At 68.6% G+C, this 16,278-nt stretch carries 15 protein-coding genes and 1 pseudogene; 7 read left to right on the top strand and 9 right to left on the bottom strand.

Annotated features, from left to right (window positions below):
- From AC6LKD_RS30900 to AC6LKD_RS30890, 3 genes are all read left to right on the top strand, one after another.
- A partial coding sequence (locus tag AC6LKD_RS30900; protein WP_498118396.1) for a M20/M25/M40 family metallo-hydrolase occupies positions 1 to 575 on the top strand: 575 nt, incomplete at its 5' end.
- Between the two features lie 109 nt (positions 576 to 684).
- Positions 685 to 1,020: a thioredoxin family protein gene (locus AC6LKD_RS30895; protein ID WP_013393043.1), complete on the top strand. Its 336-nt coding sequence runs from the start codon at positions 685 to 687 to the stop codon at positions 1,018 to 1,020.
- A 50-nt stretch (positions 1,021 to 1,070) separates the two neighbouring features.
- On the top strand, positions 1,071 to 1,955 hold the full coding sequence (locus AC6LKD_RS30890) for a DMT family transporter (RefSeq protein ID WP_498118397.1): 885 nt from the start codon (positions 1,071 to 1,073) through the stop codon (positions 1,953 to 1,955).
- A gap of 11 nt (positions 1,956 to 1,966) precedes the next feature.
- Here the strand turns inward: AC6LKD_RS30890 and AC6LKD_RS30885 are convergent, their stop codons facing one another.
- On the bottom strand, positions 1,967 to 2,866 hold the full coding sequence (locus AC6LKD_RS30885) for a DMT family transporter (protein ID WP_013393041.1): 900 nt from the start codon (positions 2,864 to 2,866) through the stop codon (positions 1,967 to 1,969).
- The gene (locus AC6LKD_RS30880; RefSeq protein WP_498118395.1) at positions 2,857 to 3,585 is read right to left on the bottom strand and encodes a GNAT family N-acetyltransferase; all 729 of its coding nucleotides are present in this window, start codon (positions 3,583 to 3,585) and stop codon (positions 2,857 to 2,859) included. Before AC6LKD_RS30880 ends, AC6LKD_RS30885 begins: the two co-directional genes overlap by 10 nt.
- 82 nt (positions 3,586 to 3,667) lie before the next feature.
- On the opposite strand from AC6LKD_RS30880, the gene pdxR reads away from it, so the two are divergent.
- Positions 3,668 to 5,179: a MocR-like pyridoxine biosynthesis transcription factor PdxR gene (gene pdxR / locus AC6LKD_RS30875; RefSeq protein WP_498118394.1), complete on the top strand. Its 1,512-nt coding sequence runs from the start codon at positions 3,668 to 3,670 to the stop codon at positions 5,177 to 5,179.
- 766 nt (positions 5,180 to 5,945) lie between these two features.
- On the opposite strand, the gene AC6LKD_RS30870 is transcribed toward pdxR, so the two are convergent.
- Positions 5,946 to 6,242, bottom strand: coding sequence for a hypothetical protein (locus AC6LKD_RS30870; protein ID WP_498118393.1), 297 nt, complete (start codon positions 6,240 to 6,242; stop codon positions 5,946 to 5,948).
- A complete protein-coding gene (locus tag AC6LKD_RS30865; protein WP_013393037.1) occupies positions 6,242 to 6,874 on the bottom strand; it encodes a LysE family translocator in 633 nt (210 codons plus the stop codon). The genes AC6LKD_RS30870 and AC6LKD_RS30865 overlap by 1 nt, the downstream gene beginning before the upstream one ends.
- A gap of 152 nt (positions 6,875 to 7,026) precedes the next feature.
- On the opposite strand from AC6LKD_RS30865, the pseudogene AC6LKD_RS30860 reads away from it, so the two are divergent.
- Positions 7,027 to 7,829 (top strand): annotated as a pseudogene (locus AC6LKD_RS30860) (DUF72 domain-containing protein).
- A gap of 11 nt (positions 7,830 to 7,840) precedes the next feature.
- Here the strand turns inward: AC6LKD_RS30860 and gorA are convergent.
- Positions 7,841 to 9,199, bottom strand: a complete 1,359-nt coding sequence (gene gorA / locus AC6LKD_RS30855) for a glutathione-disulfide reductase (protein ID WP_498118392.1) — start codon at positions 9,197 to 9,199, stop codon at positions 7,841 to 7,843.
- 171 nt (positions 9,200 to 9,370) lie between these two features.
- Here gorA and AC6LKD_RS30850 point away from each other — a divergent pair, with 171 nt between their 5' ends.
- Complete coding sequence (locus AC6LKD_RS30850) at positions 9,371 to 9,994, top strand: LysE family translocator (protein ID WP_498118391.1); 624 nt, start codon at positions 9,371 to 9,373, stop codon at positions 9,992 to 9,994.
- 5 nt (positions 9,995 to 9,999) lie between these two features.
- On the opposite strand, the gene aceE is transcribed toward AC6LKD_RS30850, so the two are convergent.
- The 3 genes from aceE to nirK form a co-directional block, all read right to left on the bottom strand.
- Positions 10,000 to 12,663 carry a pyruvate dehydrogenase (acetyl-transferring), homodimeric type gene (gene aceE / locus AC6LKD_RS30845; RefSeq protein WP_498118390.1) on the bottom strand — a complete coding sequence of 888 codons (2,664 nt, stop codon included), beginning with the start codon at positions 12,661 to 12,663 and terminating at the stop codon, positions 10,000 to 10,002.
- 158 nt (positions 12,664 to 12,821) lie between these two features.
- Positions 12,822 to 13,148 carry a c-type cytochrome gene (locus tag AC6LKD_RS30840; RefSeq protein ID WP_013393032.1) on the bottom strand — a complete coding sequence of 109 codons (327 nt, stop codon included), beginning with the start codon at positions 13,146 to 13,148 and terminating at the stop codon, positions 12,822 to 12,824.
- Between the two features lie 87 nt (positions 13,149 to 13,235).
- On the bottom strand, positions 13,236 to 14,318 hold the full coding sequence (nirK, locus tag AC6LKD_RS30835) for a copper-containing nitrite reductase (protein WP_013393031.1): 1,083 nt from the start codon (positions 14,316 to 14,318) through the stop codon (positions 13,236 to 13,238).
- Between the two features lie 156 nt (positions 14,319 to 14,474).
- Between nirK and AC6LKD_RS30830 the strand changes: the two genes are divergently transcribed.
- On the top strand, positions 14,475 to 15,311 hold the full coding sequence (locus AC6LKD_RS30830) for a Crp/Fnr family transcriptional regulator (protein ID WP_492275449.1): 837 nt from the start codon (positions 14,475 to 14,477) through the stop codon (positions 15,309 to 15,311).
- Between the two features lie 22 nt (positions 15,312 to 15,333).
- On the opposite strand, the gene AC6LKD_RS30825 is transcribed toward AC6LKD_RS30830, so the two are convergent.
- Entirely contained in the window at positions 15,334 to 16,236 is a 903-nt protein-coding gene (locus AC6LKD_RS30825; protein ID WP_498118389.1) for a formylglycine-generating enzyme family protein, read from the bottom strand.
- Between the last annotated feature and the right edge of the window lie 42 nt (positions 16,237 to 16,278).

Below are 16,278 nucleotides of genomic sequence, written 5' to 3'. Positions count from 1 at the left end.
CCGGCACCACGCCCATGGACATCCGCCGCGACGCCCTGGTGGGCGCGGCCCGCATCATCGACGCGGCCAACCGCCAGGCCAGCGCCGCCAGCGGCAATCCGCATTACGTGGTCGCCACCGTGGGCCGTTTGTCGATGACGCCCAATGCCGCCAACGCGGTGCCGGGGCGCGTCGAACTGACGCTGGAAATGCGCAGCGACAGCGATGCCGTGCTGGATGCGTTTCCGGAAACCTTGATGGCTGGCTTGGCAGGCGATCTCAAGGCGCTGCGACTGACCGCCAGCTTCACGCAGCTGAGCCGCGCCCGTCCCACCGACTGCACGCCGCTGGTGATGGACGCGGTGCAGGCCGCCGCCGACCAGTTGGGCTACGCCTCGATGCGCCTGCCCAGCGGCGCGGGCCACGACGCCGTCTACATGGCGCCCACGGGTCCCATCGGCATGATCTTCATTCCCTGCCTGAACGGCCGCAGCCACTGCCCGGAAGAGTGGATCGAGCCCGCGCAGCTGCTGGACGGCACCCGCGTGCTGTACCAGTCCGTGCTGGAACTGGACCGGACGCTGCGCGGCGCTTGAAGCCGGGGCGTCCCCTCCAGGCCCGCGGGTATCTCCCGCCCGCGGACGCCGCGCTGCCATAATGGGCGCCTCGCGCCGCGACCGGCGCCCCTGCGCAGCCCTGCCCCCCATGGAACAGATAGAACTCAACGACAGCACCGCCGACCGCTACCTGCTGGACGCGCCCGGCCTGTCCCTGCTGGTCTTCCACAGCCGCACCTGCGGCACCTGCCGCATCGCCCGCGAACAACTGCCGCAGCTGGAGCTGCCCGTGGAACGCGTGTGCTGGGTCGACGCCGGCGACAACCGCGGCATGGTCGAGCGCTACGAGGTCTTCCACCTGCCCGCCATGTTCGTGACTCGCGACGGCGCCTTCTTCGGCCCGGTCCAATCGACCCTGGCGGAATGGGACCTGCGCCAGCAGATCGGCCTGGCCCTGGACAGCTACCCCGCCGAACTGCCGTGAACGGCCCCAAACCCTTGCGCCAGCCGCTGGACGGACTGGCCACCGGCGCCATGCTGCTGTTGTGCGTCTGCTGGGGCTTCCAGCAGATCGCCATCAAACTGGTGGCCGCGGACGTCTCGCCCATCATGCAGATCGGGCTGCGCTCGGCCTTCGCGGCGCTGGTGCTGGCGGTGGCCGTGTGGCGGCGCGAAGGCCTGCGCGCCTTCACCGATGGCACGGCGCTGCCCGGCTTGATCGTGGGCCTGCTGTTCGCCGGAGAATTCCTGTTCGTGGCGCAAGGCCTGGTCTACACCACGGCCTCGCACATGTCGGTGTTCCTGTACACCGCGCCCATCTTCGCCGCGCTGGGGCTGCACTGGCTGCTGCCCGAGGAACGCCTGAAGCCGCTGCAGTGGCTGGGCGTGGTCATCGCCTTTTGCGGCATCGCCGTGGCCTTCCTGGGCAAGGGTCAGCCCGAGGGCTCCGCCGCCGCTCCGAACATGCTGCTGGGCGACGCGATGGGACTGCTGGCAGGCCTGTTCTGGGGCGCCACCACGGTGGCGATCCGCAAGACCTCGCTATCGGAAGCCGCGCCCGCCAAGACGCTGTTCTACCAGATGGCGGTCGCGGCCATCACCCTGCTGGCATTCGCCGCGGCCACCGGCAACGCCGGTTTCCGCTACACCCAGGCGGCAGTGCTCAGCGTCGCCTTCCAGTCGGTGGTCGTGGCCCTGTCCAGCTACCTGGCGTGGTTCTGGCTGCTGCGCCGCTACCTGGCCTCGCGCCTGTCCATCCTGTCGTTCATGACGCCGCTGTTCGGCGTGAGTTTCGGCGTGATCATCCTGGACGAGCCGCTGGACGGCGGCTTCGTGCTGGGCGCCCTGCTGGTGCTGGCCGGCATCACCCTGGTCAGCGGCGCCGAACTGCTGCGCGAGAAGTTGCGGCGCACCCGCTGAGCCGCCCGAGCTTATGGCCTGGTTCGCGGCGCCGGCGCGGCGCCCAGATTCAGCACGATCAGCGCCGCCCCGCCCAGCACCAGGGCAAAGCCCCACCAGTCCAGGGCGGCGGGCCGATCGCCTACCAGCGCCATCGCGCCCAACACGCCCACCACCGGCACCATCAATGTGGTCAACGCCGCCACCGTGGCGCTGACGCGCTCGCTCAGCACGAACCAGAGCCAGTACGCGACGGCAGTACCCAAGATGATGTGGAATGACAGCGCCGCCACCACGCGGCCGTTCCAGCCCTGCGTGGGAAATGATTCGCCTGCGATCAGCATGCCGCCCAGGGCGCAGGCCGCGCCCACCGCCAACTGCCAGGCGGTGACGACGATGCGGTCGCCGGCCACCGGCCAGCCCTTCAGGTAGACCGTGCCCGCGGCCCAGCCGAAGGCCGCCACCAGCGGAAACACCAGACCTTTGGCCGCGGCGGCGTCGTGCTCGCCGAAGACCGCGCGCAGCACCGGCCAGGCCAGGATGGAGACCCCGGCCGCGCCCAGCAGCAAGGCCAGCGCCCGGCGCCGGTCCAGCCGTTCGCCCAGCACCGCCCAGGCCAGCACGGCCGACATCATCGGCATGGTGAAAGTCAGCACCGCCGCGCGCGAGGTGCTGGTGCTGAGCTGCGCCCAGGCCACCAGCAGATTGAAGGCGGCAACGGCAAGCAGGCCGCCCACGACGATGCCCCGCCACGACTCGCGCGGCGGCAACAGCGGCACCCGCTTGGCGCGCGCCAGCAGCAACAGCAGCACCGCGCCGCTGCCCAGGCCGAGCAGGCGCAAGGTGAACGGCGGGAAAATCGACAGGATGATCTTCACCGCCGGCCAGTTCAGGCCCCAGAACAGGGCCAGCGCCACCGGGATCAGGCGCACGCGGCGCGCGCCTCTGCCGTCAGTTCGGACAGGCCCTGCCGCTGCCGGCCTTGCGCATCGAAATTGTCCGGGCTCAGCCAGCGTTCATAGGCAGCGCGCAGCGCGGGCCAGTCGCCGTCGACCATGGCGAACCAGGCCGTGTCGCGGCTGCGGCCCTTGTACACCGTGGCCTGGCGAAAGATGCCTTCGAACTCGAAACCCAGGCGGGCAGCGGCCGCGCGCGACGGCGCGTTCAGGCTGTCGCACTTCCATTCGTAGCGGCGGTAGCCCAGCTCGTCGAAGGCGCGGCTCATCAGCAGGAACTGGGCCTCGGTGGCGATGCGGGTGCGCTTGAGCTGGCGCGAGAACGACACGAAGCCGACCTCGATCGCGCCGTTGGCCGGGTCGATGCGCATCAGCGCCAGCGTGCCGATGGCGCGCCCCGTTTCCAGGTCGATGATGGCGTGGTGCAGCGGATCGTTGCCGGCCTGCGCCTTTTCCGCGAACTGGCGGTAGGCCGCCAGGTCCGCGAAAGGCCCCACCGACATATAGGTCCAGTCGCTGTCGTCCGGCGCCTGGCTGAACGCCTGGTACAGGTCCTCGGCGTGGCGCTCGGCCGACAGCGGCTCCAGCCGGCAATAGCGGCCGACGATGGGAGTCAGGGGTGGGCGCGGACGCGCGGTCCAGCCCGTCATGTCCGGGCCGATGGGTTGCTGGTAAGCGTTGACGCGGGGTTGCATGCTACGGGGCCTCATCAGGGTTGGGGCGCCGCCGGCTCGGGCGGACGCAATACGCATGCCCTCACGATATCGGAATCGTGGCATGATAAAAAGCACCACGATTCCATATTTTAATAGGGCCATGACCACCACCACCGCCCTGCTTTCCAGCCCGCTCACGCGCGGCCCCGGCGCCCTGCCGCGCCAGCGCCAACTGATCCAGCGCCTCAAGCAGGCCATCCTGGCAGGCCAACTGCCTGCCGGCGGCAAGCTGCCCTCGTCGCGCGCCCTGTCCGAGGACCTGGACATCTCGCGCAACACGGTGCTGATCGCCTACGAACAACTCACGGCCGAAGGCTATGTGATCGCCGACCGCCAGGGCACACGGGTCGCACCTCTGTCGGCCGCCGCCGCCATCGCCGCCAAGCGCGCGGCCCCGCCCACCGCGCAGCCTACGCTCACGGCCAAGCGGCTGACGCGCATCGTCTCCACGCGCTACGCGCACGACGGCTCGCTGCCCATGACGCCCGGCACGCCGGCGCTGACGCAATTCCCCATCAACGCCTGGCGCCGCGCGCAGGACCGCGCATTGCAAGCCGCCCCGGCCACCGCGCTGGGCTATGGCCATCCCGTGGGCGAGCCCGCCCTGCGCGAAGCCATCGCCCAGTACCTGCGCGTGTCCCGCGGCGTGCGCTGCGACGCCTCGCGCATCGTCATCACCGAAGGCGCCCAGGGCGCGCTGGCGCTCTGCGTGCAGTTGCTGACCAACCCCGGCGACACCGCCTGGCTCGAAGACCCCGGCTACCGCGGCGCCAAATCGGCCTTCCACGGCGGCGACCTGGACGTGGTGGCCATGCGCGTGGACGCGGACGGCATCGTGATCCCCGAAAGCGCCTGGCAGGAACGCCCGCCCCGCCTTATCCAGACCACGCCCTCGCACCAGTACCCCACCGGCGCGGTGCTGTCCCTGCCGCGCCGCCTGGGCCTGATCGAACGCGCCCGCCAGGCCGGCGCCTGGATCATCGAAGACGACTACGACAGCGAATTCCGCCATCAAGGCGAGCCGATAGCCGCGATGCAGGGCCTGGTCGAAGACGCGCCAGTGCTCTACGTGGGGACGTTCAGCAAGACCATGTTCCCGGCGCTGCGCCTGGGATTCCTGGTGCTGCCCGAAGCCATCGCCGCGCAGGCGATGCCGTCCATCATCGAGATGCTGCGCGGCGGCCACCGGCTGGAACAGCTGACCATGGCCGCCTTCATGGAAAACGGCCAGTTCTCGCGCCACTTGGGCCGCATGCGCCGCCTGTACCGCGAACGCCAGGGAGCGTTGCGCGAGGCGCTGGCGGCGCATCTGGGGATCGAACACGAAGTCCTGGGCGGACACTCCGGACTGCATCTGACGGTGCAGCTGCCTGCGGCGTATCCCGACCGCGAGATCGTGGAGCAGGCGCGCAAGATCGGCATGAATCCGGGCGCGCTGTCGTCATTCGCGGTGGCGGCGCGGGCGGAAGATAACGGACTGGTGATCGGGTACGGGAATACGGGGGCCGAGCGGTTTCCGGCGTTGGTGCAAAGGTTGCGGAAGGTGGCGTTGGCGGCGCGACAGACTTCGTAGACTGCTCATCGGTGCCGGCCGCAGAACTTCGTAGGTCGCCCAGCGGCGCGGGCGCCGAGGCGGCTCGCGCCCACGATTGCGGTCCGGAGCCTCCGCTCCGGACTGCCCCATCGTCATCCTCGTCCTCGCCTTCGGCGACTCCTACGGATTCCCTCGGGCGCATCGAGGTTGCGAGCCGCCTCGGCGCCCGCGCCGCTGGGCTGCCGCTATCTTGGCTTGTTGCGCTGCTGGAGCCGTGGTCGGGGACGAGTCGTGAGCTGCCCGTATTAATCGGCCGCCCGGGCGGCCGATTAATACATACGCGATTTATAAAATTTCCATAGTGCGTGCTACGCGAATGCGACGAATCGTCGACCCATGCACCGGCTCTTTTAAGAAAGCGCTGACAAACAGCGCGCAGCGCCATCACCACCCGCGAGACACCGCGTAAGCTCCCAGAGGCCGCCCGCGCGGCCGGCCGGGAGCGGGCCCCGCAAGACCTTCGCCACACCCCACCGATGGCAAGCACGCCAAGCACACCGCCCGCCCCAGCGCCCGTGAAGTTTCAACCGCCGGAGCCAGCCGCGGCGTGGGCCTGGGGCGAGCGGGGCGTCGATAAGCCCGAGGGAATCTGAAGGAACCGCCGAAGGCGGTGACGAAGATGACGACGGGGAAGTCCGGAGCGAAGGCTCCGGACCGCAATCGTTGGCCCGCTCGCCCCAGGCCCACGCCGCGGCTGGCGCCTAAAGTAGAAAAACACCCGCAAACCGCAACACAACAAAACCCATCAATTAATCAACCCACCCAACACCAACACCGCCAAAAACCCCCAAACCAACGCCCCCAACAAACTCCGCCTCAACAACGCCTTGACCGCCGCCCAAAGCAGCATCAACCCAATAGCCAACACCACCAGATTGAACACCGACGGACTCATCCCCATCGCGCCCGACAGCCCCGCATAGAAGTCGCCCAGCGCCCCGCCGATCCCGCCCAGCAGCCACTTCAGCCCGGCGACGACGCTGCGCAGCGCCTCGCCCAGCATGCCGCCCAATGAAGCGAAGAAGCCGTCCTCGGACTGCATCAGCGGCGGTTGTCCATCAGCATGCGCACCGCCAATCCGGCCAGCACCGTCCCCATCAGCCAGCGCTGCACCACCATCCACAAGGGACGGCCCGCCAGGAACCCGGCGATGGAACCCGCCATGATGGCGATCAGCGCATTGACGGTCAGGCTGATGGCGACCTGGGTCATGCCCAGCGCCAGCGACTGCGTGAACACGCTGCCGCGCTCGGGCTGGATGAACTGCGGCAGCAGCGACACGTACATGATCGCGATCTTGGGATTGAGCAGGTTGGTCACCAGCCCCATCGTGAACAGCGTGCGCGGGCTGCTCTTGGGCAGCTCGCGCACCTGGAACGGCGAACGCCCGCCCGGACGCAGCGCTTGCCAGGCCATGTAGAGCAGATACAGCGCGCCGCCGATGCGCAGCGCGTCGTAGGCGTAGGGCACTGCCATCAGCAGCGCCGTGATGCCGAAGGCCGCGCAGAGCACGTAGAAGATGAAGCCGACCGCCACGCCCCCCAGCGAAATCAGGCCCGCCTGCGCGCCTTGCGAAATGGAACGGGAAACCAGGTAGATCATGTTGGGCCCGGGCGTGAGCACCATGCCCAGGGCAACCAGGGCGAACGTCATCAAATGGGTAAAGTCGGGCATGATGGGCCGGCGCGGGGCCGCGCGGAAAGTGGCAAGGTGAATCCACACCTTAGCGCAAAACTGTATCGGAACAGCGAACTTCCGCAGCGGGGTTTGCGGACCAGTGGCGCCGGCGATACAGTTGTCCGGTTCCCACGCCTGGAGGGCCGGACATGCCGCAAGCGCATCCTCATCCGAAAGACGGCGCCATCCGCATCGGTATCGGCGGCTGGACCTACGCCCCCTGGCGCGGCGCCTTCTACCCCGAGAACCTGCCGCACGCGCGGGAACTGGAATACGCCAGCAACCAGCTCAGCGCCATCGAGATCAACGGCACCTACTACAGCACCCAGAAGCCGGCCACCTTCGCCAAATGGCGCGATGAAACGCCAGAAGGCTTCGTGTTTTCGCTGAAGGCCTCGCGCTACGCGACCAACCGCCGCGAACTGGCGGGCGCCAAAGACTCGATCCACCGCTTCGTGCATAGCGGCATCGCCGAACTGGGCCCCAAGCTGGGGCCCATCGTCTGGCAATTCGCGCCGACCAAGGTATTCGATGCGGACGATTTCGGCGCCTTCCTCGCGCTGCTGCCGGACCAGGTGGACGGCTTGCCGCTGCGGCACGCGCTGGACGTGCGCCATGCCAGCTTCGCCTGCGAGGAATACCTGGAACTGGCGCGGCCACCGTCTACACCGACAGCGAGGACTACCCGTCCATCGCCGACCGCACGGCCGATTTCGTGTACGCGCGGCTGATGCGCGCCAGCGAGGCCTACAAGGCGGGCTATGCGCCCAAGGCGTTGGACGCCTGGGCGGAGCGCCTGCGCGGCTGGGCGCGCGGGACGCATCCGGCCGACTTGCCACTGGCCGGCGCCCCGTCCAAGAAGGCGCGGCCTGGAGACGTCTTTGCCTTTTTCATCAATGGTGCGAAGGAACGCGCGCCGATGGCGGCGCGCGCCATGATCGAACGCCTGTAGCGCGCCCCGCCTTACTGGGCGACGGGCGTGCGCAGGGTCACGAACTCTTCGGCCGCCGTGGGATGGATGCCGATGGTTTCGTCGAACACCTGCTTGGTCGCGCCGGCCTTCAGCGCAATCGCGATGCCCTGCACGATCTCGCCGGCGTCCGGGCCGACCATGTGCACGCCCAGCACGCGGTCGGTCTTGGCGTCCACGATCAGCTTCATCAGCGTCTTTTCCTGCGACTCGGTCAAGGTCAGCTTCATGGGCCGGAAGCGGCTCTCGAACAGCTTGACCTCGTGGCCGGCGGCGCGCGCTTCTTCCGTCGTCATGCCCACCGTGCCGATGTTGGGCAGGCTGAACACCGCCGTCGGGATCAGCTGGTAGTCGACCTTGCGGTATTCCTCGGGCCGGAACAGGCGCCGCGCCACCGCCATGCCTTCGGCCAGCGCGACCGGCGTCAGCGGCACCCGGCCGATCACGTCGCCGATGGCCAGGATGGAAGGCTCGGCCGTGCGGTACTCGTCGTCCACCTCGATGAAGCCGCCCTTGCCCAGCTTGACCGCGGTGTTCTCCAGCCCCAGGTTGTCCAGCATGGGCCGGCGGCCGGTGGCGTAGAACACGCAGTCGGCCTCGATCACGGAGCCGTCCTTCAGCGTGGCGGCGAGCGTGCCGTCCGCCTGCTTGTCGATGCGGGTCACTTCCGAGTTGAAGCGCAGGTCGATGCGCTTCTTCGTCAGTTCGTCGCGCAGATGCTCGCGCACGCCCTGGTCGAAGCCGCGCAGGAACAGCGGGCCGCGGTAGACCTGGGTGGTCTGCGCGCCCATGCCATTGAAAATGGAGGCGAATTCCACCGCGATATAGCCGCCGCCCACCACCAGCACGCGGCGCGGCAGTTGCTTCAGGAAGAAGGCCTCGTTCGAGGTGGTGGCGTGTTCCTTGCCCGGGATGTCCGGCACCTGGGGCCAGCCGCCGGTCGCCACCAGGATGTTGGCGGTGCTGTAGGACTTGCCGTTGATCTCGACCGTATGGGGATCCAGGATGCGGGCATGACCTTCCAGCAGGGTCACGCCGCTATTGACCAGCAAATTGCGGTAAATGCCATTAAGACGCTCGATTTCCCGATTCTTGTTCGCGATCAGCGTGGGCCAGTCGAAGCGGGCTTCGCCGGCGCTCCAGCCAAAGCCGCGCGCCTGCTCGAAGTCTTCGCTGTAGTGGGCGCCATAGACCAGCAGCTTCTTGGGCACGCAGCCCACGTTGACGCAGGTGCCGCCCAGGTAGCGGCTTTCCGCCACCGCCACGCGCGCGCCGAAGCTGGCCGCGAAACGCGCCGCACGCACGCCGCCAGAACCCGCGCCGATCACAAACAGATCAAAATCGAATGCCATGGTGTTTCCTTCGCGTCGCCTTGCGGCGCCGCGCTCACTGTCCGGGAAAGCTGTATTTAACACCACCCGGCGTTCGTGCCCGTCCGGGCGCGGTTTGCAGGCGGCTGCGATTGCTATACAGTTTGCCGCAGGCTGGCCGCCGCGCGCAGCCCCACCCCTGGAGCAGATCCCATGTCGCTTGAAACCTGGCTGGCTTTTCTGGGCGCGTCCGCCCTCCTCGTGATGTTGCCCGGGCCCACGATACTCACCGTCATCAGCTACTCCATCGCGCAAGGCCGCCGCGCGCGCCTGCCGCTGGTGCTGGCGGTGGCGCTGGGCGACTCCACCGCCCTGCTGCTGTCGCTGCTGGGCCTGGGCGCCCTGCTGGCGACGTCGGCGTTCTGGTTCACGGTGGTCAAAATCGTGGGCGGCCTGTATCTGCTGTACCTGGGCTTCAAGCTGCTGCGCGTCGGCGTCTCGCCCGCGACCTTGCCGGCCGCGACCGCGTCGGGTTCGCGCTGGAAGCTGTTCGCCAACACCTATCTGGTGACGGCGCTGAATCCCAAGGGCATCATCTTCTTCGTGGCCTTCCTGCCGCAATTCATCGATCCGGCGGGCGACGTGACGCGCCAGCTCTGGATTCTGTCGGCCACCTTCGTCGCCTGCGCCGGCATCAACGCCACCGCCTACGCCATCTTCGCCGGGTCCGCCCGCCGCCTGCTGGCCTCGCCGCGCGCCCAGCGCGGCTTCAACCTGGGCGGCGGCGCCCTGCTGTCCGCCGCCGGGATCTGGGCCTTGCTGGCGCGGCGCGTCTAGCCTGACTAGGGCCGCGCCGCGGACACGGCCTCTGGGTCGATGCCGTAGCGGGCGATGGCGTCCGCCGCGCACTCGAGCGGCATCAGTCCGTCGTCCGCCAGCGCTTTCAGGGCCGCCAGCGCGATGTGATGCCGGTCCACCTCGAAGTAAGCCCGCAGCGCCGTCCGCGTGTCGGACCGGCCAAAGCCGTCGGTCCCCAGCGTGACGTAGCGGCGGTCCTGCATGAACGGACGTATCTGCTCGGCCACCGTCTTCATATAGTCGGTGGCGGCCACCGCCGGCCCCTCGCTGTCCGCCAGCGCCGTTTCCGCGTAGCCTCGGCGCCTGTCCTCCAGCGGATGCAGGCGGCTCCAGCGTTCCGCTTCCTGGCCGTCGCGGCCCAGCTCCGAGTAGCTGGTCACGCTCCAGACGTCGGCCGCCACGCCGAAATCCTGCCGCAGCAGATCGGCCGCCGCCAGCACTTCGCCCAGGATGGCGCCGCTACCCAGCAATTGCACCCGCAGCGCGCCGTCGCCGCCTTCGCGCAGGCGGTACATGCCGCGCAGGATGCCCGCTTCGGCGCCCGCCGGCATGGGCGGATGCGCGGTCTTCTCGTTGAGCAGCGTCAGGTAGTAGAAGACGTCCTCTTCTTCCTGATACATGCGGCGCATGCCGTCCTGCACGATCACCGCGATTTCATAGGCGTAGGCCGGGTCGTAGGCCACGCATGAAGGGATGACCGAGGCCAGCACGTGGCTGTGGCCGTCGTCGTGCTGCAAACCTTCCCCCTCCAGCGTGGTGCGCCCGGACGTCGCGCCCAGCAGGAAGCCGCGCGCGCGGATGTCGCCCGCCGCCCAGGCCAGGTCGCCCACGCGCTGGAAGCCGAACATGGAATAGAAGATGTAGAACGGGATGGTGGCCACGCCGTGCGTGCTGTGCGCCGTGGCCGCCGCGATCCACGAAGACATCGCGCCCGATTCGTTGATGCCTTCCTGCAGGATCTGGCCGCGGCGGTCTTCGCGGTAGACGCTCAACTGGTCGGCATCCTGCGGCGTGTACAGCTGCCCCACGTGGGAATAGATGCCCACCTGGCGGAACATGCCGTCCATGCCGAAGGTGCGCGACTCGTCGGGCACGATGGGTACCACCCGCTGGCCGACGCCCGGGTCCTTGAGCAGTTGCGCCAGCACCCGCACGAAGGCCATGGTGGTCGAGAACTCGCGGCCGTCGCTGCCCTTCAGGTGCGCGGCGAAGGCCTCCAGCGGCGGCGTGGCCAACGGGCCCGGCCCTGCCGGCCGCCGCGGCAAATGGCCGCCGGCGCGCGCGATCGCGGCATCGAAGTAGGCCCGCTCGGCGCTGCCGGGCGCGGGCTTGATGTAGGGGATCTGTTCCAGCAGATCGTCCGGCACCGGAATGGAGAAGCGGTCGCGGAACGCGCGCACGGCCGGATCCGCCATCTTCTTCTGCTGGTGGTTGGTGTTGGCGGCCTCGCCCGCCGCGCCCATGCCATAGCCCTTGACGGTCTTGGCCAGGATGACGGTGGGCTGGCCGCGGTGGGCCAGCGCCGTGGCGTAGGCGGCATAGACCTTGGCCGGATCGTGCCCGCCGCGGTTGAGCGCGCCGATTTCCTCGTCGCTCAGGTGCGCCACGCGCTCCAGCAGCACGGGGTCCGCGCCGAAGAAATGTTCGCGCACATAGGCGCCGCCGCGCGCCTTGAACACTTGGTACTCGCCGTCCACGCACTGCATCATGCGCCGGCGCAGGCGGCCGTCATGGTCCTGCGCCAGCAGCGCGTCCCAGCCTGCGCCCCAGATCACCTTGATGACGTTCCAGCCAGCGCCGCGGTACACGCTTTCCAGTTCCTGGATGATCTTGGCATTGCCGCGCACGGGGCCGTCCAGGCGCTGCAGATTGCAGTTCACCACGAAGATCAGGTTGTCCAGCTTTTCGCGGCCGGCCATCGCCACCGCCGCCAAGGTTTCGGGCTGGTCCTGTTCGCCGTCGCCCAGGAAGCCCCATACCTTGCGGCCCTGCGCGGGTATCAGTTCGCGGTCTTCCAGATAGCGCATGTAGCGCGCCTGGTAGGCGGCCATCAGCGGCCCCAGGCCCATCGACACCGTGGGGAACTGCCAGAACCCCGGCATGGTGCGCGGATGCGGATAGGACGCCAGCCCGCCACCGGCCGTCTCGCGCCGGAAGCGGTCGAGCTCGACCTCGGAGATGCGGCCCTCCAGGTAGGCGCGCGCATAGATGCCCGGCGCGGAGTGCCCCTGGATGTACAGCATGTCGCCCAGGAAGTCCGGTCTGGCGGCGCGGAAGAAATGGCGAAAGCCCGTTTCGTACAGCGTGGTGGCCGAGGCATAGGTGGCGATGTGCCCGCCCACGCCCGAGGTCTTGCCCGCGCGCAGCACCATGGCCATGGCATTCCAGCGCAGATAGGCGTCCAGCCGCAGCTCGATGCCCATGTCGCCCGGAAACAGCCCCTGCTCCGCCGGCCGGATGGTGTTCACGTAGGGCGTGGCGTTAGGCGCGGCGTAGCCGCCGTGGCCGGCGCGGTCCTGGCCGATCAGCTGGTCCAGCAGATAGTGGGTGCGCGGCCGGCCTTCGTGGGCCAGCACGGCCTGCATGGCCTCCAGCCATTCCTGGGTTTCCTGCGGATCGGCGTCGGTCGGTTCTATCGGGGTATCCATGGCGTCCTCCTGGTGGCGCGAAGGCGGCGTCCCGATGTACGGGCGCCGTCATTTCGCATCGTGAATTGCAATTGCATCATGTGCAATTGCAATCGTATGGAGGAATCTTGATAATTGCAAGTGCAACTATCTACCACCGATGGCCCCAGACCTGGACGCTAGCGAGACGCGGCCATCATGAATTCCACCGCGGCCCTGAGCGTGGACTCGTCCGCGGACGAACCGCCGCGCGGCGGCATTGCGCCCTTGCCCTTGAGCACGGTTGCCAGCAGCGCATCCGTGCCCTGCGCGATAAAGGGCGACCAGGCCTGCTTGTCGCCCAGCCTGGGCGCATTGGCGACCCCGCTGGCGTGACACACCACACAGGCGGACTTGTAGAGTTTTTCGCCGGCCGGGTTGATAGCGGCCAGCGTCTCCGCACCCGCTTGCGGGACGGGCAGGCCGGCCAGCGCGGCGGCGAACGCGATTCGATAAAGCTTGGACATGGCAAGGCTCCGGAAGGGAAAAGCGTGATAGCGACGCGGACGGACGCGGGTAAGGCTGGACGCGCAAAGCGCGCCCTGCCGCTGCGCTCAGCGCGGGATCGGACCCGGCGCCTTGATCTGCTTCATCAGGTCGTCATTCCACTTGCCCTCGACCTTGATATGCCCGGCCGCGCCCAGTTCGAAAGCCTCGATCAGGTTGTGGTTCAGGTAGGCGTACACGCCGGGCTGCTTGAAGGTGTAGAGCGCCGCCCCCGCCGAGCCGCCGCGGATGAACCAGGTTTCCAGGTCCTTCTGCGGCGGGTTGGCGAACTTGCCTGTCTCCCAGACCCAGTCGCCATGGCCGCCGATCAGGTGCGGGCGCGTGTCGCGGTTGGCCTGCGAATGGATCAGCAGCACCGTCTCGCCGACCTTGGCGGTGAGCGCATTCGCGCCCGTCAACGCGCCGACCTTGCCGTTGAAGACGATGTGCGACGGCGTCAGCGTGCGCATCACTGCCACCGTGTCGCCATAGCTTTCGGCCAGTGTCGGGTAGTCCTTGTACTTGCCGTTCGCGTCCTTGGGGATGTACAGGTCGAACTCGCCTATCGTGTAGGCACGGTCGTAGCGCAGCGGCTTGCCCTGCGGGTCCTTCAGGCCGTCGCGCGGCAGCACCATCAGCGTGCCGCTCATGCCCGCCACCACGTGCCAGGGCACCATGCCTTCCGGCGCACAGTGGTAGACGAAGGTGCCGCTGCGATCCGCCTTGAAGCGCAGCGTGGCCTGCTCGCCCGGGTTGACGTTGGTGAGCTTGGCGCCGCCCAGCGCGCCGGTGGCCGCATGGAAATCCACGTTGTGCGGCATGGCGTTGGTGGCCGGGTTGACCAGGGTCAGCTCGACATAGTCGCCCTCGTGCACCACCAGGGTAGGACCGGGCATGGACCCGTTGAACGTCATGGCCTGCAAGGTCGTGCCCTTGTCGTCGATGACCATCTTCTTCTCTTCGATGGTCATCGTGAACTCGATCACCTTGGGGCCCGAGCGCGCCACCTGCTCATGCGGGTGGACCATGGGCGGGGCGACCAGCGCGACCTTGGCGCGTTCCAGCTGATCGGCGTTCTGGGCGGCCGCCGGGCCGCCGGCCATCGTTGCGATCAAAGCCATGGCAAGCAAGGTGGGGCGCAAAGCGTTCATGTGCAACTCCTCTTCCGGTTTCTGCTAAGCCGAGTCTGTCGGCAGCTCCATTGAAGGCCCGGCACCACTTGGCTTCTTTGCTGTAGCGCAAACTTCGGACCAGCCTGGTGGCCAGCTCGCATTGCCGCAGCGCAGCGACGGTGTCACCATCGGGACATGGACCCTCCACACGTATCCGAGCGGCCCCCCGCGTCGTCGCCGCTGTGCCACGCCCTGCTCCGCAATCTGGATCTGTTCAAGCCGCTGTCCGATGCGCAGCTGGACACGGCGCTACGTGGCGCGACGCCTTGCCGCCTGCAGGCCGGCGCATTCGCATACCGTCAGGGTGCGCCCGCCGCGCACTTCTTCGTGCTGCTGCACGGTTGCCTGAAAGTGGCGCAGCTGACGCCGGAAGGCGAACAGGTGGTGGTGCGCTACGTCAATCCCGGCGACATGTTCGGACTGGCTTGCGCCATGCGGCAGCCGTGCTATCCCGCCACGGTCCAGGCCGTGCAGGAAAGCGTCTGCCTGGCGTGGCCGGCCACGGTCTGGGAACGTTTCACCGCCAGCCATCCCCAGCTGGGCGCGGCCGCGCTGCAAACCATGGGGCAGCGCCTGCAGGACGCCCATGTCCGCATCCAGGAACTGTCCACCGATGAAGTCGAACAACGGGTCGCGCGCGCCATCCTGAGGCTGGTGCAGCAGTCCGGCCAACCGATGCAGGACGGCATCGGCATCGGCTTTCCCATCACCCGGCAAGACATCGCCGAAATGACGGGCACCACCCTGCACACGGTCAGCCGGCTGCTCAGCGACTGGAAGCAGCGCGGCATCGTCTCGGCCGGCCGCAAGCGCGTGGTACTGCGCTCGCCCGCCGCGCTGGCGCGGCTGGGCGAACATGCCGGACCCGCCGTGGACTGTTCGGCCTGCCTGTCCTGTCGCCACGGGTCGCCGGCCGCGGACGACGCGGCAGAACCGTCGGCCGCCCAGGCGCTGCTGGAGGCCGGCGCGTAGCGCCTGCCGACGTGAACGGACGCTAGCTCGATTCCAGCACCAGCCGCAAGCCCAGGTTCGCGGGCGGCACGCCCACCGAACACGCCCCGCCCTTCGGGTCGCGGATGAAGTCGGGCAGATAGGCGATGTGCCTGCCGGCGGCGACGCGTATGCCGCAGTTGCGGGATTCCTGCGCGTCTGCGCCGTTTGCGCCGTTTGCGCCGTTTGCGCCGTTTGCGGGCGCATCATCCCGCAGCGCGTCCAGCACGTGCCGCGCATGGCAATCGTCGGTCCAATCCCACACGCTGCCCGCCATGTCCATCAAGCCTGCGCGGTTGCTGCCGAAGGCCCCGAAGGTCCGCACCGTGTCGTCGCCCTGCGCGCCGCGGCGGCTCTGCTGCTCGTATTCCGCCAGCCAGCGCTGCGCGGGGTCGGCGCCGTCCGGCAACGCCGGCAAGGCGTCCTCGCGATAGGCTTCGCCCGCGGCAAAGACCCACTCCGCATAGCTGGGCAGGCGGAAGCGCTGCCCGGTGCGCGCGGACAGCCAGGCGGCATAGGCCGAGGCGTCGGTCCAGCTGATCCCCACCGCCGGCAGGTCGGGCGCGACCGCCTGCCGCTGCGCGGGGTCCGGCGGCTTGCATCCGCCAGCGCGCACGCAAGCCGCGTACTCCGCCTGGCTGACCTGCCGCGTCATGATGGCCAGGCCTTCCGGGTAGCGCGCGATGCGCGGCGCGGGCGTGGCGGGATAGCCGTTGCGCAGCGCCTCGCCCGGCGGCACATAGCTCACCTGGCCGGGCGGCAGGCGCGTGATTTCCGGCAATGCAAAACGGGCCCCTTCCTGGGGCCCGCAAGCGGTCAACAGCAATGCAACGATGACGGTCGGCAGGATACGCATGCGGCGGTGCTCCGGAATGCCCGCGCCGGTCAGGTGGGGGCTGAATTCCATTGGACCTGCTGCCGTAGCCGGCCTCTTTGCGCTGGCGCAAGG

It is taken from the genome of Achromobacter sp. D7-1 (assembly GCF_059760445.1).
Note: the sequence above shows the minus strand (reverse complement) of the source record. Positions and strands in the feature narration are given on the sequence as shown.